Genomic DNA, 20,607 nt, shown 5'->3' with positions numbered 1-20,607 from the left:
CGCACCCCGTTATAGCGGTTTTTTTGAGATGATCGTTACCCAGTCTTCCATCATCATAATATCTTCAATGACAAAGCCTGAAGCTTCAAGCGCTTGTTTCACATCGTTTTTCTTCTGGGCAATGATTCCGGACGTGATATAGATACCGCCCGGCTTGACGGCCTGGTAAGCGTCGTCTGTAAACGACATGATGATCTCAGCGAGTATGTTCGCCACGACAACGTCTGCCGGGTCGTCGATCGCTTCGAGCAAATTGCCATGAAATACATTGACGCGGTTTTGTACTTTGTTCAATTTTACATTCAACCCTGCCGCTTTGACCGCGATTTCATCGAGGTCCAGCGCTCTGACTGAAGCTGCTTCAAGCAAGGCGGCACCGATTGCGAGTACGCCTGAACCAGTCCCGACATCAATGACCGTATTGCCTGGCTCGACATGCTTTTCAAGTGCCTGCAGGCTCATGACAGTAGTCGGATGCGTTCCTGTTCCAAATGCCATGCCCGGATCGAGTTCGATGATCAATTCGTCGCTTGAGACTGGATGATAGGTTTCCCATGTCGGTACAATGGTGAATCTCTTGGAAATTTTTACCGGATGGTAATACTTCTTCCAGGAAGTCGCCCAATCTTCTTCATTCACTTCACTGATCGTGACGACATTGCGCCCGACATTGATATTGAATTCCGCCAGGTTGTTGATGGCCAGTTTGATGCCTTCGACAGCTTCCCCGAGAAAACTATTGACCGGCAGATATGCTTTCAGAATGACGCCCTCTGTCGGAAAGTCTTCAGGATCGAGTGAGTAAATTTCACCGAATACATCTTCGCGGTCTTTCGTCAGATCTTCGGAATCCTCGATGACGACTCCGCTCGCCCCGGCTTCGTGCAGAATGTTAGAAATTGATTCAATCGCTTCATTCGTTGTATGAATCGACAGCTCAGACCATTTCACTTACGACCAGCTCCTTTATCGAACAATTATGTAACAGACAGAAAACTCCCTATTGCACGGGAGTTTCCATTTGTCCAAGGCTCTATCTGCCTATTAATCACCTTTGATGGTTCTTTTGATCTTATCGAACAGTGAACTGCTTTGCTCTTCCGGGATATCCCCGGAAATTTCGGCAAACTCACGCAGTAATTGTTTCTGTTTTTCGCTCAACTTGGTCGGCACTTTCACTTTGATGGTGATGTGCTGATCGCCCACGCCATATCCGTGGACGTTTTGTACGCCTTTTCCACGCAAACGGAAACGGGCGCCATTTTGCGTTCCGGCTGGAATCTTCAGTTTCACTTTTCCGGAAACAGTCGGGACCTCGATCTCGTCACCAAGCGCTGCTTGTGGGTATGTGATTGGCAATTCCAAATGAATGTCATCCCCGTCGCGTTCAAATTGCGCATGGGGTTTGACGCGGAACAGTACATAAAGGTCTCCGGCTGGCCCACCATTGAATCCTGGCCCGCCTTGTCCTGATACGCGCAATTGCTGCCCATCATCGACACCGGCTGGAACCGTTACTTTGATTTTCTTCAGTTTTCTCACTTTGCCTGCACCACGGCAAGTCGTGCATTTTTCTTCGATGATCTGGCCTGTGCCTTCGCAGTGATGGCAAGCACGGCGGTTGACCATACGGCCGAATGGCGTGTCTTGCGCTACATTCAGCTGGCCTGTGCCTTCACAATACGAACAAGTTTTCTTGCTCGTCCCAGGCTTCGCCCCTGACCCGTCGCATGTTTCGCATGTTTCATCTTTCGGGATTTCAATTTCCGTTTCCTGCCCGAATACCGCATCCAGAAAATCAATGGTCATGGAATATTGAAGATCATCGCCTTTTCTTGGTGCATTCGGGTCGCGCCGGCGCGAACCGCCGCCGAAGAAAGTGCTGAAAATGTCATCAAAGCCGAATCCTTCCGCACCGCCAAATCCACCGCCGCCGAAGCCTTGGTTTGGATCTTGGTGGCCGAATTGGTCGTATTGGGCGCGTTTTTGCTCATCGCTCAACACTTCGTAGGCTTCTTTGACTTCCTGGAACTTCTCGGAAGCATCCGCTTCTTTGTTAATGTCCGGGTGGTATTGTTTGGAAAGCTTTCGATACGCTTTCTTGATTTCCTCTTTTGAAGCATCCTTAGAAACGCCAAGGACTTCGTAATAGTCTCGCTTATTCATAGGTCACTCTCCCTCTTGCAGTCAACTGTAATTGTACACGGTTTAAATTGCGCTTGCAAAGACATTGAAAAAGCCAAAGCAGTTGCTTTGCTTTGACTTTTTCGGCCTTGCATATCTTACTTGTTTTTATCGTCGTTTACTTCTTCAAAGTCAGCATCGACAACGCCGTCGTCATTTCCTTGCTGGGCTTCGCCTTCAGCACCTTGTTGGTTCTGGGCTGCCTGCTCGTAAGCCTTCATGGCAAAGCCTTGAAGAAGCTCCTGCAGTTTGTCTTTCTTCGTACGGATGTCTTCGATGTCCGTGCCTTCTAGCGCTGTTTTCAATTCATCGCGCGCTTCTTCAGCTTGTTTCTTTTCTTCTTCAGAAACTGCTTCGCCAAGGTCTTCGATCGTTTTATCTGTTGTGAAGACTGCTTGGTCTGCTTCGTTGCGAAGTTCTACTTCTTCTTTGCGCTTCGCATCTGCTTCTGCATTTTCTTCCGCTTCTTTCACCATGCGGTCGATCTCATCGTCTGTAAGCGTTGTGCTTGATTGGATCGTGATCGTCTGTTCTTTTTGCGTACCGAGGTCTTTCGCTTTTACGCTGACAATGCCGTTTTTGTCGATATCGAAGCTGACTTCGATTTGCGGCACGCCGCGTGGTGCAGGCGGGATATCAGCCAATTGGAAGCGTCCGAGTGTTTTGTTGTCCGCTGCCATCGGGCGTTCACCTTGCATGACATGAATGTCAACTGCCGGCTGGTTGTCCGCTGCAGTAGAGAATGTCTGCGATTTAGATGTCGGGATCGTCGTGTTGCGCTCGATCAATTTCGTGAACACGCCGCCCATTGTTTCGATACCAAGAGACAGTGGAGTTACGTCAAGCAATACAACGTCTTGAACGTCGCCAGTCAATACGCCGCCTTGTACAGCTGCGCCCATTGCAACAACTTCATCCGGGTTAACGCCTTTATGCGGGTCTTTGCCTGTTTCTTTTTTAACCGCTTCCTGTACGGACGGGATACGTGTCGATCCGCCGACCAGGATGACGCGGTCAAGTTCAGAAGCAGAAATGCCTGCATCTTTCAATGCTTGGCGAGTCGGCCCCATTGTGCGTTCGACTAGAGAAGAAGTCAACTCGTCGAATTTCGCGCGGGAGAGGCTCATTTCCATATGAAGCGGTCCTGCTTCGCCAGCTGTGATGAATGGCAAGGAAATTTGAGTTGTTGTTACGCCAGACAAATCTTTTTTCGCTTTTTCAGCAGCATCTTTCAAGCGCTGTGTCGCCATTTTGTCTTTCGACAAGTCGATGCCGTTTTCTTTTTTGAATTCCTGGACCAAATAGTCGATGATCAATTTATCGAAATCATCGCCGCCCAGACGGTTATCGCCGGCAGTCGATTTTACTTCGAAAACGCCGTCGCCCAGTTCAAGGATCGATACGTCGAATGTACCGCCGCCAAGGTCATAAACCAAGACCGTTTCGTCTTTTTCCATTTTATCGAGGCCGTAAGCAAGCGCTGCCGCTGTCGGCTCATTGATGATGCGTTCCACTTCAAGGCCAGCGATGCGCCCAGCGTCTTTAGTCGCCTGGCGTTCTGCATCGTTGAAATATGCCGGTACCGTAATGACGGCTTTTGTTACTTTCTCGCCAAGATAATCTTCAGCATAGCCCTTGATGTATTGAAGGATCATCGCTGAAACTTCTTGCGGCGTATATTCTTTGCCTTCAGCCGTTACTTTTTCCTGTGTTCCCATCAAGCGTTTGACGGATTGGATCGTGTTCGGGTTCGTGATGGATTGGCGTTTTGCTACTTCACCGACTTGGCGTTCGCCGTTTTTGAACGATACGACCGATGGTGTTGTGCGGTTGCCTTCAGGGTTTGGGATGATTTTTGGCTCGCCGCCTTCTAGTACTGCGACCGCTGAGTTTGTTGTACCTAAGTCAATTCCGATAATTTTGCTCATTTAAAATTCCTCCATTAACATTAGATTCTTGAATTCTAGTTATTCGTTCACTTTTACCATTGCCGGGCGGAGCACTCTGCCATTCAGGGTATACCCCTTTTGAAGCTCCTGTAACACCGTTCCGGGTTCGCTGTCTGCATCGCTTTCCTGCATGACTGCCTGATGGAAATGAGGATCGAACGGTTCGCCGACCGCTTTGATCTCTTCCAAACCTTCCGCCGCTACAGCGTCAGCCAAGGATTTCTTGACCATTTCAAGGCCTTTCAAAAGAGAGGCGGATTCTTCGCTTTTCGCTTCAACAGCAAGCGCGCGGTCAAAATTATCCATGACCGGCAAAAGATCCGTCAACAATGATTGGGAACGGAATTGCTTTGCCAATTCCTGGTCTTTTTTGGTGCGGCGCTTGAAATTGTCATAATCTGCCAAAAGGCGCAAGTATTTGTTCTGCTCTTCTTCAAGCTGTGCTTGAAGTTCAGCTTTCTCATCTACAGGCTCTTCTGCTTGTGGCTGATCGGATGATTCGACAGTTCCAGACTCTGTTCCTTCAGCGGTTTCTGCTGTTTCAACCACAGCGTCTTGTGTCTGTTGTTGTGCAGCTTCCTGTTCTAAATCTTGTTGTTTGAGTGTTTCTTTTTCATTCGACAAAATATGTGCCTCCTTTGGTTCACTTTCCTTGAAACAGCCGTGTCAGCTCTTTCGATAGATCGCCGCTTACATAATCCAATAGCGAGACGATCCGGCGGTAATCCATTCTTTTCGGCCCGACAATCGCGATAGAGCCCATTTGCTCATCCCCGATATCATAAGATACCGTGATGACCGAGCAATCTTCCATGGCCGCAAGCGCGTTTTCCGAACCGATGCGGATCTGCAGCCCTTGAGCGCCGATCGGCAGGATTTCAGGAATGTGCTTCCCTTCTTCCATCACATCCATCAACTCACGGATTTTCTGAATATCATGGAAATCCGGCTGCTTCAAAATATTCAGCTTGCCGCCATAATACACATTATCCGCTCGAGGAAGCAGCAATGCTTGCTTGAACGTTCGGAACAATTCACCGTAGCGCTCGATATGCTGGCGCAAGAGAGCGAGTGTTTCCTGCTCGAGGCGATTGTGCAGATCGTGCAGCGAGACGCCAATGAGCCGCTCATTCAAGATATTGACCATCTTTTCGATGTCGGATGGATCCAGATCCGGCGGGATGGAGAATACCCGATTTTCCACATGGCCCGAGTCGGTGACGATGATCGCCACTGCCATTCCCGGGGACAAGGGCACGATCGACAATTTCTTGACGACGTGTTTGCGGATATCCGGCCCGAGCAGAATCGACGTATAATTCGTCAATTCAGACAGGATGCCAGCCGAGCGTTTGATGATTTCCTCGGTTTCGGTCACTTTTTCCTCGAAAACCGAACGAAGCTGGACAATATCCTGTTGCGGTACTGGATTCGGCGTCAGCAAATGGTCCACATAATAGCGGTAGCCTTTTTGAGACGGAATCCGGCCCGAGGATGTGTGAGTCTTTTCGAGGTAGCCCTGGCCTTCGAGCTCAGCCAATTCATTGCGAATGGTCGCCGAACTGGAAGTAATGCCCGGCTTTTTAGCTAGTTGGTTCGATCCTACCGGCTGCGCTGATTGGATATAATCATCGACTGTCACTTTCAAAATGAGCAGCTGCCGTTCTGTTAACATGATCATCACCTCTGTTAGCACTCTATGAGTTCGAGTGCTAAGACTACACTAAAATTACCAAATCTTTTTTTGCTTGTCAACGGATGCGCTTTTAGGACAGCAAAAATTGCTCGAAAACTTCATTGCCGACGAATCGGCCTTTATGCGTCAATTTTACACGGCCCTGTTCGATCGCTAGATTGCCTTTTGCCGTTTCGCTGCGGAGAATCTCGCCGTACACTTTTTCCAGCGGCGCTCCGAACTTTTCTTCGAAATGGGCGATGTCGACACCGGCCGTCTTACGCAGGCCGAGGAACATTTCTTCTTCCATCTGCGCCTTGACACTCACTTGTGTCGCATCCAGCACCGGCCGTTCTCCCGACTCCAGCGGCTCCATGTATTTTTTCAAAGGCCCGTGATTGGAATAGCGGACGCCTTTCACATAACCGTGGGCACCGGCGCCGACACCGATGTATTCTTCATTGTCCCAGTACAGCAGATTGTGGCGGGATTCATGGCCAGGTTTCGCGAAATTGGAAATTTCATATTGATGCAAGCCATGCTTTTCCATTTCATCCATGAGGCGCTCGTACATATCGCCTTCTAAATCTTCCGTGACCGTATTGAGCTTGCCCTTGACCATCAAGTTGTAGAACACCGTTTTCGGTTCGATGATCAATGAATATGCCGAGAAATGCGGCATGCCGAATGCGAATGCGCGCGCAAGCGTTTCGTCCCACTGCGCCATCGTCTGGCCGGGCAGCCCGTACATCAAGTCAAAGCTGATATTTGTAAAGCCGACTTCGCGTGCAGTTTCAACGGCACGCAGCACATCGTCATTGGCGTGTGTGCGCCCGAGCCGCTTCAACAAATCCTGGTCGAAGGTCTGGACGCCCATGCTCAGCCGGTTGACGCCGCCTTTATAGAGCACTTCCATCTTTTCGCGCGTCAATTCATCCGGATTCGCCTCAGAGCTCCATTCGACGCTTTCAGCCATCGGAACGTATTGATGGATCAACTCAAGCAAGCGCTCGAGTTGCTGAGGGGTCAAGGCAGTCGGTGTCCCGCCGCCGAGAAAAACCGTCTCAAGCGGATGGTCCAGCGCGCCTTCTTGCTTCCACAGCGCCAATTCCTTGCCGATCGATTCGATATAGGCGTCCACCGGCTGGTCTTTGAAGAACACTTTATTGAAATCACAGTAAAAACAAATCTGGTGGCAGAATGGGATATGGATATACATGCCTTTTACCATAAAAAATCCTTCTTTCTAATAGGAAAAGGAGGCAGAAAAACCGCCTCCTTTTTTTCGTTTATTTGGATTGGTCATCCATTTTGAGAACAGCCATAAATGCTTCTTGCGGGACTTCCACGGAACCTACTTGCTTCATCCGCTTTTTCCCTTCTTTCTGCTTGTCCAATAATTTACGCTTACGGGAGATATCGCCGCCGTAGCATTTCGCGAGGACGTTTTTCCGGATGGCGCTGATGGTTTGGCGGGCCACGATCTTCTGGCCGATGGCGGCTTGGATCGGCACTTCAAACTGTTGGCGCGGAATCAATGTCTTCAATTTGTCAACAATGATTTTCCCGCGTTCGTACGCAAAATCTCTATGGACGATAAAGCTCAAGGCATCGACTTTCTCTGCATTCAGGAGAATGTCCATTTTCACCAATTTGGAATCTTTATAGCCGATCAATTCATAATCGAACGAGGCGTAGCCTTTCGTGCCCGATTTCAATTGATCGAAGAAATCATAGACGATTTCCGCAAGCGGCAATTCGTAAATGATGCTGACGCGTGAGTTGTCGAGGTAATCCATCGTCAGGAAATTGCCGCGCTTCTGCTGGCAGATTTCCATGACGGCGCCGACGTAATCGTTCGGGACCATGACTGTCGCTTTGACGTATGGCTCTTCAACGTATTCGATCTTTTGCGGGTCCGGCATCATCGCCGGGTTATCGATGTTAAGCACTTCCCCGTCCGTCATGTGGACGTGGTAGATAACACTTGGTGCCGTCGTGATCAAGTCGATATTAAATTCACGTTCGATGCGTTCCTGGATAATCTCCATATGCAACAGGCCAAGGAATCCGCAACGGTAGCCGAAGCCAAGCGCTTGAGAAGATTCAGGCTCAAATTGCAATGCCGCATCGTTCAGTTCCAATTTTTCGAGTGCATCGCGCAAGTCGTTGTATTTCGATGTATCGATCGGGTACATCCCGCAGTAAACCATCGGGTTCAAGCGGCGGTAGCCAGGCAGCGCTTCTTGTGCCGGGTTTTCCGCAAGTGTGATCGTATCCCCGACGCGGGAATCCGCGACGTTCTTAATGGAAGCGGTCAGGAAGCCAACATCGCCGACGGTCAATTCGTCGCGCAATGTCACTTTCGGTGTGAAGACGCCAGCTTCAACGACATCGAACTCTTTGCCGCTCGCCATCATCTTGATTTTGTCGCCTGGCTTGACGGTGCCTTCCATGATCCGGATGTAAGCGACAACGCCGCGGTAGGGATCGTACAAGGAATCGAAGATCATCGCTTTGAGCGGTGCTGACGGGTCGCCTGTCGGCGGCGGAACTTTTTCGACAATCTGTTCAAGAATCTCTTCGATGCCGATTCCCGCCTTGGCAGAAGCCAGCACTGCTTCAGACGCATCCAGTCCGATGACGTCCTCGACTTCCTGGCGCACGCGCTCAGGGTCAGCTGCAGGCAAATCGATTTTATTGATGACCGGAAGAATCTCGAGATCGTTATCGAGCGCTAAATAGACATTGGCAAGCGTCTGCGCTTCAATGCCTTGTGCCGCATCGACGACCAAAACAGCACCTTCACAAGCTGCTAGGCTTCTTGATACTTCGTAGGTGAAATCGACATGGCCTGGCGTGTCGATCAAGTGCATAATGTATGTTTCTCCATCTTTTGCTGTATAATTGAGTTGGACGGCATTCAATTTGATGGTGATTCCCCGCTCACGCTCCAAATCCATGGAATCGAGCAATTGGGATTTCATTTCCCGTGCTGTGAGCGCATTGGTTCTTTCCAAAATGCGGTCGGCCAGCGTCGATTTTCCATGATCGATGTGTGCGATGATGGAAAAGTTGCGGATCTTCTGTTGTCTCGCTAATCTCTGTTCTTGGTCCATTTTCTTCACTCCCATATAAACTACTTTGAATTATAGCAGTCAAGCGGGTAATGGGCAATGAATCACCGCATAAAGCTTTTAGTGTCAAGGGAAACTTCTTTCCACGTAACTATTGCATTCGGCCAGCCGATTTGATAAAATAACTTTTGTTGTATAGAGACACTGAAGAGCAAGGGCTTGTGCCTGCCGCTCAAATTGTCTAGGAGGTGAAAGATATGCCAAACATTAAATCTGCAATCAAACGTGTTCGCACGAACGATACGAAAAATGCTCAGAACTCATCTGTTAAAACTGCAATGCGTTCTTCTGTGAAAAAGGCTGACAAAGCTGTAGCCAATAATGAAGAAAACAAAGGGGATTCCCTTAAAGCAGCAATCAAACAAGTTGAGAAAGCAGCTTCTAAAGGTTTGATCCACAAAAACACTGCTGCCCGTAGAAAATCAAGCCTCATGAAAAAAGCGTAAAACGCATCAAAAAGCCGGCCCTATATTGGGTCGGCTTTTTTCTGTGCGAAAAACAACAAAAGCGCCGCCAGCTAGAGCAGGCAACGCTTTTGATCACTAGGTGATTCATATTCAAGAGGATTTCTTCGCATGCCCCGCGCGTTTCATGAGGAAGAATTCCAGCACCCGCTCCCGATTCCCGGAAACGGTTTTCAATTGCAAATCGATGTCCGCCAAATCGCCGAGCACCTGAAGCAAGCGCGCCTCGGAAATCTGACGGCGCTTTTCTACCAACAGCTTGACACGATAAGGATGCGCCTTGAGCTGTTTAGAGATTTGCTGCGCATGGTAGCCTTTTTTCTGCAGATAATAGACATGCACCATGAAGCGGATCTGCGACGCCAGCAGCGCGGCGAGTGCGACTGGCTCTTCCTTTTGCCGCAGCAAGTCGTAATAGACGCTGAGCGCCGTCTGGATGTCCCCGTCAAGATAAGCCTGCAGCATTTTGAAGGCATCCTGCTCGAGCGTCCGTGCTGTCATGTCTTCAATCAGCGCTTGGGAGATCTCTTCTTGTTCCGAGCCGAGGTATAAGGACATCTTCTCGATTTCTGATGCGAGCAAAGTCAAATTGGTGCCCGCCATTTCTATGAGCTTTTGCGCACTTTGCCGCTCCAGCGTCTTGCCATGGGATTTTGCTTCGTGCGCAATCCAGCTTTCCAGTTCATGCGGCTGCAGCGCCTTTGCTTCGATGAGCACGACATTCTTTTTCATCAGCTTGACGATTTTTTTGCGTTCATCCAATTTTTCATACGGTGCCACAAAAACCGTCACGCTCGTCGCTGGTGGATTTTCGAGCCACGCTTCCAAAGATTTGAGGTCATGGTTGATCTTCTCTTTCCCACGTTCCGCCGCTTTCAGGAACGACGCATTGCGCGCGATGATCAGCTTGCGGTCGCTGAAAAACGGGATCGTGTCCGCCTCTTCCAGCACATGGCCGACCGGCACTTCATCCAAGTCAAAATTGGAGACATCCGTTTCCCCTGCTTCCGCCATTTGCGCTTTCAGCAATTCGATCGTCTTGGTGATGAAATAACTCTCCGTCCCGACGATCAGGTAAATCGGGTCGATTTTATCCGCGCGTATCGACTTCCAAATTGATGTAATCATACGTTTCACTCCCTCTGCCCTTAACTATACCGGATTTCGCCTCATCGGTCTGCCTCACAGGACAAGTCCGCTTTTGACAGTTGTGTGACGTCGGCCAAAATCGGCGGACATTGTTTAGTTCGATATGGATTTTTCGTTATCGTTCCCTTATAATAAAATCAACTAGGAGGGATTTTCAATGAATGAATTTGAACAGAACGTTCAGTCCAAACGCAACGATGCCATCGATGCAGGGATGGGCTTCGTCGTTTCCTTTGGTTTCTTCGCACTTATTTTCATCATCGCTGGCGTCGTACAATTCGTAGCCCGCTGATTACAAAAAAAGCTCCGGCATAAGCCGGGGCTTTTTTTATTTTCGGCTGGTGTCAACTGTCATACGCCCATCTTCAATCGTCATGCGGATGGTCCCGTTTTCGGCCGTCGACAAGAGCCGCAAACCCAATTCACCAAAACGCGCCGTCACTTCTGGGCTTGGATGCCCGTAGCGGTTGTCGATCCCTGCTGAAACGACCGAAATTTGCGGACGCAAGGCTTCCAAAAAAGCTTGTGAGCTCGAAGTCTTGCTTCCGTGATGCCCGACTTTCAAGACCGTCATGTCGGCAAGTTGTTCACCATAGCGCTCCACCACACCAGATTCTCCTTCGCTTTCCAGATCTCCCGTAAAGAGGAATCGCTGCCCCTGATGCTCCATCAGCAACACCAGTGAATCGTCGTTGCCTTCATATAAATCATCTACCGGCGATAAATACGAAAATTGCGTTTCGCCCACTCGCCAGCCTGCACCGTTCTTCGGCAATTCCACACGCGCTTCACGAGCTGACGGCGCGAGTGCTGTCATCAAAGCATTTGCCTCTGAACCGGGCGTAATATGCAGACGCTCTACAGCCAGTTCTTCAAAGACTTCATCCGCCCCTTCCGCATGATCTGCATCCGGATGGCTCAAGATAAAAAGATCGATACTTGAGATGCCCCGCGCTTTCAAATACGGCACCACTGTTTGCCGCCCCACTTCAAACGGGCGGCTTTTTTCCTGGAACGGCTCACGATCAAAGCGCAAGACGCCCCCGGCATCTATTAAATACAGCGCCTTGCGGTAAGGCAGCTCAATCAATGCACTGTCGCCTTGCCCAACATCGATAAAACTGACGTGGAGCCTCGGATCGAGATAAGGCTTCACCGTCAACAGCAATGGCGGAACGAGCAGGATGAGCAAGAACTTCAAGCGGAAACGCTTTTCCGCCTGGACAAAAAACAGCAGCACGCTGACAGCCATCAACCACAACCAACCAGCAGACGGCCTGCCCGGCGTCCATACTTGACGGGGCAAGCCCGCTAAAGACGCAGTCAGCCCTTCAATCCAGCTGCGCAGCGGCTCATACATCGCAAAGAGGATGGCATCGACGCCCAGCGGCAAAAAGCTCACAGCCAATAAAATAAAATTCGCCGGCAAAATCACCAGCGTGAACAACGGGACATAGATGGCATTTACCAAAAAGGAAGATAGGGAGATTTCAAAAAAGTGGAATAGCAAAAGAGGATACAAACATAGCTGGGAAACGGCCGTGACAATCAAGCCGCTTTTTATAAAAGAAGCCCCTTCCATCAGTTTCAGCGAGGCGATGATCCCGAAACTTGCCCCATAAGACAATTGAAAGCCGATATCCTGCAGCAGGCCGGGGTCGATCCATAAAAATAAGATAAAGCTCGCCGATAAGGCTTGAATGGCCGACACATGCAGCCCAAAAAGCCGAGCCGCCAAAACGAAAACCACCATGGCGCAGGCTCTTAGGACCGATGGGGCAGCCCCTGCCATCACGGCATACAAAGGCAGCACAATCAGCAATAGCACCGTTGCGCTTTCTTTCCTGATCCGTAAACGCAGCAATACAAAATAAATCATGCCGCTGACGATCCCCACATGCAAACCCGAGATCGCAAAAAGATGCGTGATGCCAAGCGTCCGCTGGATCCTGGCTTGCTCTGCATCCATGCCGCTGCGATCCCCGAGCAACAGCGCTTGGGCTTCTGTTGTCAACGATTCGGGAAAGGACGACTCGATATGTTCGATCAACTCGCTGCGCTGCCTGGCCAAATGCGCACGGAGCCCTGTGCCTGGTGTCGCCGAATCGAGCGTTTCGATTTCAAGCATGCCAGTTGCATTATGGCGCTGCAGATAGCCCGCCATATCAAACGCGTATCGATGGGCAGGCGGCCTCGGCTCTGTAAATGTTCCCACCACTTGCAGCGTCGCAGATGGGCCGAGCTCCTGCAGTCGCTGCTGTTCTTCAATCGAGCGGATTCGATAGCTCGCATAAATCGCTCGGCCAGAACTGGCAGTCGCAAACCCTGACAGGCGGTCGCCATCGAGTGCCATTTCATCAAAAATAAGCGCCCCATGAAAGCTCCCAGTCAATAAGGGCGCTTCCGCCAGACGGGCATCCATAATAATGAAAGAAATCAACGACACCATGAAAACGGCCACCAGCCAAGCGCTTGGCTCTTTTCGGTATATCATCCAGCAAAAAAGCAGCACCATGAGCAAAAGCTTATCAGCTGAGCCATGTGCTGCTTGCGCGGCGATTGCCGTCGCAATTGCTGCATAGAGAAATAACGCTTCCGTTAAACGAGAAGTTCTCCAAATAATTCCTTCACCCGTTCTTTATAATGGGACAACTCTTCTTCGCTCGCCCCTTTTGCGCCAAGCTGTTCAATCAATTCCATATACAACGCCGTTTTCTCTACGCTGAGAAAATCGATTGTCCGCTCATCAAACATCACTTGGATCACTTCGACATTTGCCTGTTCCAATAGTTCGATGGCGTATTCGTGATTTTTGTAATCTGCTGCATAATAGAGGCGTGAAATGCCTGCCTGGATAATGGATTTCGTGCATTGGAGGCAAGGAAAATGGCTGACATACATATCGGCGCCGCTGACGCTGACACCGTATTTGGCGCATTGCAATAGTGCATTCATTTCCGCATGAATGGTCCGCACGCAATGGTTATCGACGACATAGCAGCCTTTATCGATGCAATGGTCCCCACCGGAAATCGAACCATTATAGCCCCCAGCCATGATGCGCCGGTCTCGGACAATCGTCGCTCCGACGGCCAGCCTTGTGCAAGTGCTTCTTAGCGCTAAAAGATGGCTTTGAGCCATAAAAAATTGATCCCACGTTATTCGCTTCATCTGATTGCCTCCTGCTGTTTCGTTAAATCAAGTGTAGCAGAGGCAGTTGTTTCGTCAAGGGCCGTCCGTCCTTATCTGACACGGACCAGTTCCTTCAATTGTTCAAAGCTCTTTTCGCCGATGCCTGTCACGTCCATCAATTGCTCTGTGCTTTTGAAGGGGCCGTTTTCAGTCCGATGTGCCACGATGGCCGCTGCCTTAGCCGGACCGATCCCAGGAAGTTCGGTCAACTCAGCTTCGGTTGCCGTATTCAAATTAATAAGGCCCGGCTCAGCGTTGCCGCCAGGCGTTGCAGCTGCCAGCTCAACGCTTTCTTCACCTTGTTTCGGCACATAGACCGCTGATTCATCGAGCACGATGACTGCCAGATTGATCGAGCGGCTGTCTGCTTCTGGCAAAAAGCCGCCGGCAGCTTCGATGGCATCGTTGATACGCGAACCGGCAGGCAATTCATACAGGCCCGCATTTTGGACAGCGCCTTTTACGTCGATCATGACACTTGTCGGGACCGACGCCTCGGTTTCTGCTGGCAGCGGTTGTTCGGTGGTTTCTGAAGTGAGTTCGTCGAGGCTCGTGGCCTCAGGGGGTTCGTGCAGGAGAAAGAAGTAGAGAAGCGCCAAAACCGCGACGATCGGTACAGCAAGGCGGCCGTATTTGGTGATGTGCGGAGAAATATTCAGTGGGCATCCCTCGTTTCCGCAGAAAGCAAACAGCTGAAGCTGTCTGAATTATATAATAACATTCAATCGGAAGTCTATCTTTCCGTGAAAAAACCCGCATATAAAAATATGCAGGTTTGCAGCTTGTCGAGAAAGGTAAAAAGGCGTATTTTCCGAAGCTTATCGCTCTCTTTCCGTGGGTTCGCGCCCAAGCCTCCTCAGTCGCTTTGCGCCTTGCGGGGTCTCGGTCGTCTCGCTGATCCACTGGAGTCAAGCGAACGCTTCTCCAAACACTTAGAGAAATCATTGATTTTTCATAGTAGAAAAGGCGATTCCTTTTCGATATACAGCAAACTATAGACTTTTCAATATTTTAAAAACCCGCATATAAAAATATGCGGGTTTGGAGTTGCTGATTATTTTTTCGCGCGGAAAAAGATCCGTTCGCTTTCGGCACTAGGTGCATCCCCAGTAAAATCGGCAGTCACTGATTCCACCGTAAATCCGGCTTCTGTGAGCCATTCTTTGTAAACATCAACTGGGAAAGTCCGTTGTTCATGCGTTTCTTCAAAACGTTCAAACATCCAGCCTTCACGCACAAAAAACGTCAAATCGTGGATAACGCTGTGAGGGGCGGAGCCTTTTTCCGTATGCCACATATAGGCAAGGTCTTCCCCGTCGTAAACGAAGGGGCTGTGCATGAAGATCTCGTCGACCTTGAACACCGAATGGACATCGAAAAAGAAAAATCCGCCGGGCTTCAATGCCGAATAAACCTGTTCGAATGTCTTTTTGACCTGCTCTTCTTTCGCTAAATAATTCAACGAATCAATCGCAATCGTTACGGCATCGAAACCTTCCAAACCTTCCAGGTTGTCCATCGACAATTGAAGCACTGGAATATCCAGCCCGGATTCTTTAAAGCGTTTCTGTGCAACGGTGAGCATGTCGGCAGACAAATCACTGGCCGTCACGTCATAGCCGAGCTCAGCCATCAGTTCAGACAGCACGCCGGTGCCGCATGCAAGATCGAGTACCGACCCAGAACGCATCGTTTCTGCAATCCACTCGACATATTGCTCGTATGGAATATCTTCCATCAAGTCGTCGTAAACCGCCGCAAATCGTCCGTAGTTCATACTTCGAGCTGCGGGGCGTCGCGCCATAGACGCTCTAGGTTGTAATACGAGCGCTCATCGCGATGGAAAACATGTGCCACGACATCGCCAAGGTCAACCAAGACCCAGCGCGCTGCGTCGAAGCCTTCAATACTTTTGACTTCATAGCCGGCTTCTCCAGCTTTCTCCATCAATTCACGGGCGATCGACTGTACTTGGCGATCTGAATTCGCGCTGCAGATCAGGAAGTAATCCGCCAATAGCGAAATGCCTTCCATATTCAATACAACGATATCCTCTGCTTTTTTATCCTCTGCGGCTTGGTACGCCACTTGCAATAATGTATCTTTAGTCATTCTTCACGTTCCCTTTCTGTTGCTCAAAATGCTCTAGGCATTTTAAGGAATCCGGATAAACCGGCTGATTTTTTGATGCGAGAAACTCGATCGATTGCCGAATCGACGCTTCCATCAAGCGGTCAAGGCCATCATGTTTCATGGCTCTCAACTGCTCGACTTCCGGAAACTTGCGGCTCGGTTCGATCATGTCTGCAATGTAGATGATTTTTTCAAGATCCGACATGCCTGCGCGCCCTGTCGTATGGTAGCGGATCGCGTCGAGTATTTCTTCATCTTCGACTCCGAATTCATACTTGGCCACATAAGCGCCGACCGGAGCGTGCCATAATTCGTGATGATAGTCGAGCAATAACGGATCCATGCTTTCTTTTTCGATAATGCCGCGCATCCATTCACGGTCGGCGAATTTCACCACGTCATGGAGAATGGCTGCAATGCGCGCTTGATCCTCCGGCACACCGTAATGCTTGGCGAGTGCGACCGCTGTATTCATGACGCCCAACACATGGTTGAAGCGTTTTTCAGGAAGGCGTTCTTTGACTTTTTGGAGCATCAGGCTCGGGTCCATATAATCGCTCCTTCCGGATAAAAGTTTCCACTTGTTCGGGAACGAAAAAAGTCAATGGCTTGCCAGCCAAGACGCGCTCCCGCAGCATCGTCGAGGACAAGTGCATTTCAGGGGAATCGATCATCATCACCGGGTAATCCGTTTCGGCGATATAACCCGGCCGCCCGATGCCGACAAACTGGACCAATTCAGCCAGCTCGCCGATGCGGTGCCAAGTGTGCAAGCTTTCGACCATATCGCCGCCGATAATGAAATAAAAATCGCATTCCGGCTCCCGTTCGAGGAGCTTGACCATCGTCTCGTACGTATACGAGACACCGCCGCCTGACACTTCTATGTCTTCAAGGCGGAAATGCGCCTGTCCCTCGATGGCCAGTCGCGTCATCTCGACACGCGTTTCTGTATCGATGCCGCTCGATTCCTTATGAGGAGCGATGGCATTCGGCATGAAACGCACTTCGTCCAAGCCCAGTGCGTAATAGGCTTCATTCGCCATGATCAAATGGCCGAAATGCGGCGGGTTGAACGTCCCGCCGAGAATGCCGATTTTGCGTTTATTCACGGAAGCTCAATCCGTTTATTGTTGACGGACGCTTTGTACAAAACGACTGTATGGCCGATCAATTGCACCAATTCCGCTTTTGTTCCGTCTGCCAGATGCTTGGCCACTTCGTGCTTGCCGTCTTCATTGTTTTGCAGAATGCTGATTTTTACGAGTTCACGTTTTTCAAGGGCTTCCCCGATCTGTACGAGCATCGCTTCATTGACGCCGCCTTTTCCGACTTGGAAAATCGGGTCTAAATGATGCGCTTCACTTCTTAAAAAACGTTTTTGTTTACCTGTTAACATGATTTCCTCCTAATTTTTCCGTAATCAATTGAATCATTTCTTCTGTATCCGGACGGATGCCTGTCCATTTTTCGAATGCGATGGCGCCTTGGTTGACGAACATGCCGACGCCGTTCAGCACCAGGCAGCCTTTCGCTTTGGCTTCTTTCAGAAATGGCGTTTCGAGCGGGTTGTAAATGATGTCCGCAACGACTGAGCCGCTTCCGAGATGTGTCATTGACAGCGGCAACGCTTCTTCGGTCAATCCGACAGAAGTCGTCTGGACGATCGTGGCGAATTCGCTCAGATTCGCTTCGGCATCAGCCAGCACCATCGCCTTGCTGCCGGTTTCATCCGCCAGTTCCTGGGCCCTGCGAAACGTTCGGTTGGTGATGGTGATATTACTGAATCCGGCGCGCGAGAGCGCAAAACTGATGCCTCTGGCTGCACCGCCCGCACCGATCACCAGCAATGCACGATCTTTATCGACAGGGTAACTCAATAGCGAACGGACAAACCCGTCGCCATCTGTATTAAATCCTTTTAAACGCCCGTTTTCATTTGCGACTGTATTGACCGCATTCATATCACGGGCCGTTTCGTCCAGCTCATCCAATAACGGAATCGCCGCCTGCTTGTGGGGTAAGGTGATATTAAATCCGCTGATGCCAAGCAATTTCATCGAGTGAAATGCTTGTTCCAGCTGTTTGGGTTCGACATGCACTGGAATATAAGAAGCATCGATGCCGTGCTTTTCGAACCAATGATCGTGCATAAAAGGCGATAATGAATGGGAGATCGGATCTCCGATGACCACATACCATTTCTTCATTGAGAAAACCTCCTATATAAGCGACGGGCGGACGATAACTTCTACCCCTTTAGGTGCGTGGGCCGCAATCGTCACGTCATCATGCTGGACCGTGATCCAGCCGAGCCCGGAAAAGACGATGTCTGTCTTGCCTTCTTTGATGCGGAATTCATGGCGCACCAATTCAGGGAAATCTTCTTTATATTCTGCAGATGGCGGAGCAAGCATGCCGCCCAGATGCTGTTCATATAAATCATCTGCGTTATCCAATTTGGTCCGGTGGATATTCAGTGAATTGGCGGCATGCACTGTGAACGATGAACGTTTGCCGCTGATAAAATCGAAACGTGCCAACCCACCGATGAATAAAGTCTGTTCCGGATTCAGTTGGAACACACGCGGCTTGATTTCCTTTTTCGGCATGATCGCCTTCAGGTCTTCTGTGTGCAGATGATGCGCCAGCTGGTGGTGATTGATGATGCCTGGCGTATCGAATAGCGATCGCTCATCATCAAGCGGAATGCCGATCATGTCAAGCGTCGTTCCAGGGAAATGAGATGTCGTGATGACATCCCCTTCACCTGTTGCCTGTTTGATGACACGGTTGATGAATGTCGATTTCCCGACATTCGTACAGCCAACGACATACACATCACCGCCGTCACGGTATTGTTCAATCGCATCCATCGCTTCTGCGACGCCTGTTCCTTTATGGGCGGAAACGGCTAAAATGTCGATCGGATTCAAGCCCAGTTTACGCGACTCCTGTTTCATCCAATTGATCAGTTTCTTCTCTTTAACTGATTTCGGAAGCAAGTCCGCTTTGTTGGCGATTAGCAAAATCGGGTTGTTTCCGACAAAGCGGTGCAAGCCCGGAAGCCAGCTGCCGTTAAAGTCAAAAATGTCGACGATTTTTACGATCAGCCCTTTGCGTTCCCCAAGGCCGTTCAAAATACGCAGGAAATCGTCATCCGTTAAGGAAACCGGCTGCAATTCGTTGTAATTTTTCAACCGGAAGCAGCGCTGGCAGATGATTTCTTCTTTATCAAGCGAAGACGGCGGCGCATAGCCGATGTCGTCTTTCCGCTCTGTTTGGATCTGTACACCGCAACCGATGCAATATGGCATTTCTGTCAATTTTCTTCCTCCCACATCAATTGTCCTTTTTCCTTCAATCTCTTCATGATCCGGCGCTCAACCATCCGATTGAAACGCGTAAAGAAGCCGTCCGATTGCGCGACCGGCAACACCAGGATCGTATGAAGCTTATTGCGATTGCCGCCGAAAATATCGGTCAGCATCTGGTCGCCGATCACGACGACTTGTTCGCGCTTGACGCTCATGATTTTCAGCGCTTTGCGGAACGCTTTGCCCATCGGTTTTCTCGCCTGGTAAATAAATGGAATGCCAAGCGGGTCTGCGAACGATTTCACGCGCATTTCATTATTATTGGACACAATGACTACTTGAATTCCGGCATCTTTCATCGATTTCAACCATTCGATAAGGCGCGGCGTCGCTTCAGGACGGTCCCACTCGACCAATGTGTTGTCCAGATCGGTAATGATGCCGAGCACCCCTTTTTCTTTCAATGACTCGGGCGTGATGTCAAAAACTTCTTTAACGTATTGCCTTGGAATAAAATATCGATACACACATAACAACTCCTGTTTCTAGGGACTTAAGTTCATTGATTATACCATATATGCAAGGGGTTCTCCCACCTTGACCCGGTCGCCGTCATGGATTTTTGAATCAAATTGAAGATGTCCGCCTTCAAAGAATAAAGCGACTGTCGAACCGAAGCTGAAATAAGCCACTTCCTGGCCTTTTTGCCATTCATTTCCGAACTCCGTCAATTCGATGGAGTTGACATACATCGCACCGACTTTCACGACCAATACACGGCCATGCGGCGTGTCGAGTTCAGTGATGAGCCGGCGGTTGCCGCTGATCGGCGACTTTCCGTATGTTAGCCCAAGCCGATTGACCGGGTAGGATCTTTCGCCGAGCATGTATTGCTTCACCACTTCGCCGTCTATCGGGCTATGGATGCGGTGGTAATCGGCGGGCGACAAATAAAGGATTGCATATTGGCCGTTTGCATAGCGCTTCGCCATTTGCCCACTTCCGAGCAGTTCGGTTAGAGAATAATCGATGCCTTTGACCATGAACTGGCTGTCGCGTTGGATAGCGCCGTGGATCTCGAGGCGCCCGTCGACTGGAGAAACCAGTTCGGCATCTGCAACAGGCCGTGCATCTGCTTTTAAACTGCGCGTAAAAAAGTCATGTAAGCTCGTGTATTGTCCGCTCGGCCGCTCGATATCGCCGAGTTCAATTTTATAAGCATTGATGAAACCGGGGATGGCCTTTCGGCTGATAGCTGATTGGGCAAAGCGTTTCAGCGCAGCAGAACTTGTTTTTCCATTGCCCAATTCGATCATCGATTGGTATAGGCGTTTTTTCATGCTTGCACCTCCGTCGTTAAAATAGTCTACCATTTTTTGTCGATTCGCAGTATAATTGTCGAAAGCC

At 49.8% G+C, this 20,607-nt stretch carries 22 protein-coding genes; 2 read left to right on the top strand and 20 right to left on the bottom strand.

Features of this window, described 5'->3' with window-relative positions; translation table 11 throughout:
• Positions 1-9: 9 nt before the first annotated feature.
• The 7 genes from prmA to lepA all read right to left on the bottom strand — a co-directional run bounded on the left by prmA (position 10) and on the right by lepA (position 8,927).
• Positions 10-951, bottom strand: a complete 942-nt coding sequence (gene prmA / locus AUC31_RS05915; protein WP_058380938.1) for a 50S ribosomal protein L11 methyltransferase — start codon at positions 949-951, stop codon at positions 10-12.
• Positions 952-1,044: 93 nt separating this feature from the next.
• On the bottom strand, positions 1,045-2,166 hold the full coding sequence (gene dnaJ, locus AUC31_RS05910; RefSeq protein ID WP_058380939.1) for a molecular chaperone DnaJ: 1,122 nt from the start codon (positions 2,164-2,166) through the stop codon (positions 1,045-1,047).
• A 116-nt stretch (positions 2,167-2,282) separates the two neighbouring features.
• On the bottom strand, positions 2,283-4,112 hold the full coding sequence (gene dnaK / locus AUC31_RS05905) for a molecular chaperone DnaK (protein WP_058380940.1): 1,830 nt from the start codon (positions 4,110-4,112) through the stop codon (positions 2,283-2,285).
• 39 nt (positions 4,113-4,151) lie between these two features.
• A complete protein-coding gene (gene grpE / locus AUC31_RS05900) occupies positions 4,152-4,757 on the bottom strand; it encodes a nucleotide exchange factor GrpE (RefSeq protein ID WP_058380941.1) in 606 nt (201 codons plus the stop codon).
• 19 nt (positions 4,758-4,776) lie between these two features.
• Positions 4,777-5,808 (bottom strand): heat-inducible transcriptional repressor HrcA, encoded by a 1,032-nt coding sequence (gene hrcA / locus AUC31_RS05895; RefSeq protein WP_058380942.1) that lies wholly within the window; start codon positions 5,806-5,808, stop codon positions 4,777-4,779.
• Between the two features lie 91 nt (positions 5,809-5,899).
• Positions 5,900-7,039, bottom strand: coding sequence for a radical SAM family heme chaperone HemW (gene hemW, locus AUC31_RS05890; protein WP_058380943.1), 1,140 nt, complete (start codon positions 7,037-7,039; stop codon positions 5,900-5,902).
• 58 nt (positions 7,040-7,097) lie between these two features.
• On the bottom strand, positions 7,098-8,927 hold the full coding sequence (gene lepA / locus AUC31_RS05885) for a translation elongation factor 4 (protein ID WP_058380944.1): 1,830 nt from the start codon (positions 8,925-8,927) through the stop codon (positions 7,098-7,100).
• 215 nt (positions 8,928-9,142) lie between these two features.
• On the opposite strand from lepA, the gene rpsT reads away from it, so the two are divergent.
• Positions 9,143-9,391 carry a 30S ribosomal protein S20 gene (gene rpsT / locus AUC31_RS05880; RefSeq protein ID WP_058380945.1) on the top strand — a complete coding sequence of 83 codons (249 nt, stop codon included), beginning with the start codon at positions 9,143-9,145 and terminating at the stop codon, positions 9,389-9,391.
• A gap of 111 nt (positions 9,392-9,502) precedes the next feature.
• On the opposite strand, the gene holA is transcribed toward rpsT, so the two are convergent.
• Positions 9,503-10,537, bottom strand: a complete 1,035-nt coding sequence (holA, locus tag AUC31_RS05875) for a DNA polymerase III subunit delta (protein WP_058380946.1) — start codon at positions 10,535-10,537, stop codon at positions 9,503-9,505.
• 178 nt (positions 10,538-10,715) lie between these two features.
• On the opposite strand from holA, the gene AUC31_RS17555 reads away from it, so the two are divergent.
• A complete protein-coding gene (locus AUC31_RS17555; protein WP_082799234.1) occupies positions 10,716-10,850 on the top strand; it encodes a YqzM family protein in 135 nt (44 codons plus the stop codon).
• A 36-nt stretch (positions 10,851-10,886) separates the two neighbouring features.
• Here the strand turns inward: AUC31_RS17555 and AUC31_RS05870 are convergent, their stop codons facing one another.
• From AUC31_RS05870 to AUC31_RS05815, 12 genes are all read right to left on the bottom strand, one after another.
• Positions 10,887-13,007, bottom strand: coding sequence for a DNA internalization-related competence protein ComEC/Rec2 (locus AUC31_RS05870; RefSeq protein WP_237150713.1), 2,121 nt, complete (start codon positions 13,005-13,007; stop codon positions 10,887-10,889).
• A gap of 149 nt (positions 13,008-13,156) precedes the next feature.
• The gene (locus AUC31_RS05865) at positions 13,157-13,729 is read right to left on the bottom strand and encodes a ComE operon protein 2 (protein ID WP_058380948.1); all 573 of its coding nucleotides are present in this window, start codon (positions 13,727-13,729) and stop codon (positions 13,157-13,159) included.
• Between the two features lie 71 nt (positions 13,730-13,800).
• Positions 13,801-14,349 (bottom strand): helix-hairpin-helix domain-containing protein, encoded by a 549-nt coding sequence (locus AUC31_RS05860; protein ID WP_237150711.1) that lies wholly within the window; start codon positions 14,347-14,349, stop codon positions 13,801-13,803.
• A 455-nt stretch (positions 14,350-14,804) separates the two neighbouring features.
• Positions 14,805-15,527 carry a class I SAM-dependent DNA methyltransferase gene (locus AUC31_RS05855; RefSeq protein ID WP_058380950.1) on the bottom strand — a complete coding sequence of 241 codons (723 nt, stop codon included), beginning with the start codon at positions 15,525-15,527 and terminating at the stop codon, positions 14,805-14,807.
• The gene (gene rsfS / locus AUC31_RS05850; protein WP_058380951.1) at positions 15,524-15,862 is read right to left on the bottom strand and encodes a ribosome silencing factor; all 339 of its coding nucleotides are present in this window, start codon (positions 15,860-15,862) and stop codon (positions 15,524-15,526) included. The genes AUC31_RS05855 and rsfS overlap by 4 nt, the downstream gene beginning before the upstream one ends.
• Positions 15,855-16,433 (bottom strand): bis(5'-nucleosyl)-tetraphosphatase (symmetrical) YqeK, encoded by a 579-nt coding sequence (yqeK, locus tag AUC31_RS05845; protein WP_058380952.1) that lies wholly within the window; start codon positions 16,431-16,433, stop codon positions 15,855-15,857. Before yqeK ends, rsfS begins: the two co-directional genes overlap by 8 nt.
• Positions 16,387-16,995 (bottom strand): nicotinate-nucleotide adenylyltransferase, encoded by a 609-nt coding sequence (locus AUC31_RS05840; protein WP_083509127.1) that lies wholly within the window; start codon positions 16,993-16,995, stop codon positions 16,387-16,389. The genes yqeK and AUC31_RS05840 overlap by 47 nt, the downstream gene beginning before the upstream one ends.
• Positions 16,992-17,282, bottom strand: a complete 291-nt coding sequence (gene yhbY, locus AUC31_RS05835; protein ID WP_058380953.1) for a ribosome assembly RNA-binding protein YhbY — start codon at positions 17,280-17,282, stop codon at positions 16,992-16,994. Before yhbY ends, AUC31_RS05840 begins: the two co-directional genes overlap by 4 nt.
• Positions 17,269-18,093 carry a shikimate dehydrogenase gene (gene aroE / locus AUC31_RS05830; RefSeq protein WP_058380954.1) on the bottom strand — a complete coding sequence of 275 codons (825 nt, stop codon included), beginning with the start codon at positions 18,091-18,093 and terminating at the stop codon, positions 17,269-17,271. Before aroE ends, yhbY begins: the two co-directional genes overlap by 14 nt.
• A 12-nt stretch (positions 18,094-18,105) precedes the next feature.
• Positions 18,106-19,209: a ribosome biogenesis GTPase YqeH gene (gene yqeH / locus AUC31_RS05825; RefSeq protein ID WP_058380955.1), complete on the bottom strand. Its 1,104-nt coding sequence runs from the start codon at positions 19,207-19,209 to the stop codon at positions 18,106-18,108.
• Positions 19,206-19,736, bottom strand: a complete 531-nt coding sequence (locus AUC31_RS05820) for a YqeG family HAD IIIA-type phosphatase (RefSeq protein ID WP_418054976.1) — start codon at positions 19,734-19,736, stop codon at positions 19,206-19,208. The genes yqeH and AUC31_RS05820 overlap by 4 nt, the downstream gene beginning before the upstream one ends.
• A gap of 30 nt (positions 19,737-19,766) precedes the next feature.
• Positions 19,767-20,540 (bottom strand): phosphatidylserine decarboxylase, encoded by a 774-nt coding sequence (locus AUC31_RS05815; protein WP_058380957.1) that lies wholly within the window; start codon positions 20,538-20,540, stop codon positions 19,767-19,769.
• Between the last annotated feature and the right edge of the window lie 67 nt (positions 20,541-20,607).

The organism is Planococcus rifietoensis (assembly GCF_001465795.2).
GTDB lineage: Bacteria > Bacillota > Bacilli > Bacillales_A > Planococcaceae > Planococcus > Planococcus rifietoensis.
This window is presented reverse-complemented; position numbering and strand designations above follow the sequence as displayed.

Bases quoted from the DNA above. Each gene is read 5' to 3' on its own strand.
- AUC31_RS17555 (WP_082799234.1), top strand. From the start codon at position 10,716: ATGAATGAATTTGAACAGAACGTTCAGTCCAAACGCAACGATGCCATC.
- aroE (WP_058380954.1), bottom strand. From the start codon at position 18,093: ATGAAGAAATGGTATGTGGTCATCGGAGATCCGATCTCCCATTCATTA.
- dnaK (WP_058380940.1), bottom strand. From the start codon at position 4,112: ATGAGCAAAATTATCGGAATTGACTTAGGTACAACAAACTCAGCGGTC.
- AUC31_RS05815 (WP_058380957.1), bottom strand. From the start codon at position 20,540: ATGAAAAAACGCCTATACCAATCGATGATCGAATTGGGCAATGGAAAA.
- AUC31_RS05865 (WP_058380948.1), bottom strand. From the start codon at position 13,729: ATGAAGCGAATAACGTGGGATCAATTTTTTATGGCTCAAAGCCATCTT.
- AUC31_RS05870 (WP_237150713.1), bottom strand. From the start codon at position 13,007: ATGGTGTCGTTGATTTCTTTCATTATTATGGATGCCCGTCTGGCGGAA.
- holA (WP_058380946.1), bottom strand. From the start codon at position 10,537: ATGATTACATCAATTTGGAAGTCGATACGCGCGGATAAAATCGACCCG.
- AUC31_RS05855 (WP_058380950.1), bottom strand. From the start codon at position 15,527: ATGAACTACGGACGATTTGCGGCGGTTTACGACGACTTGATGGAAGAT.
- rpsT (WP_058380945.1), top strand. From the start codon at position 9,143: ATGCCAAACATTAAATCTGCAATCAAACGTGTTCGCACGAACGATACG.
- dnaJ (WP_058380939.1), bottom strand. From the start codon at position 2,166: ATGAATAAGCGAGACTATTACGAAGTCCTTGGCGTTTCTAAGGATGCT.
- lepA (WP_058380944.1), bottom strand. From the start codon at position 8,927: ATGGACCAAGAACAGAGATTAGCGAGACAACAGAAGATCCGCAACTTT.
- hemW (WP_058380943.1), bottom strand. From the start codon at position 7,039: ATGGTAAAAGGCATGTATATCCATATCCCATTCTGCCACCAGATTTGT.
- yhbY (WP_058380953.1), bottom strand. From the start codon at position 17,282: ATGTTAACAGGTAAACAAAAACGTTTTTTAAGAAGTGAAGCGCATCAT.
- yqeK (WP_058380952.1), bottom strand. From the start codon at position 16,433: ATGGACCCGAGCCTGATGCTCCAAAAAGTCAAAGAACGCCTTCCTGAA.
- rsfS (WP_058380951.1), bottom strand. From the start codon at position 15,862: ATGACTAAAGATACATTATTGCAAGTGGCGTACCAAGCCGCAGAGGAT.
- hrcA (WP_058380942.1), bottom strand. From the start codon at position 5,808: ATGTTAACAGAACGGCAGCTGCTCATTTTGAAAGTGACAGTCGATGAT.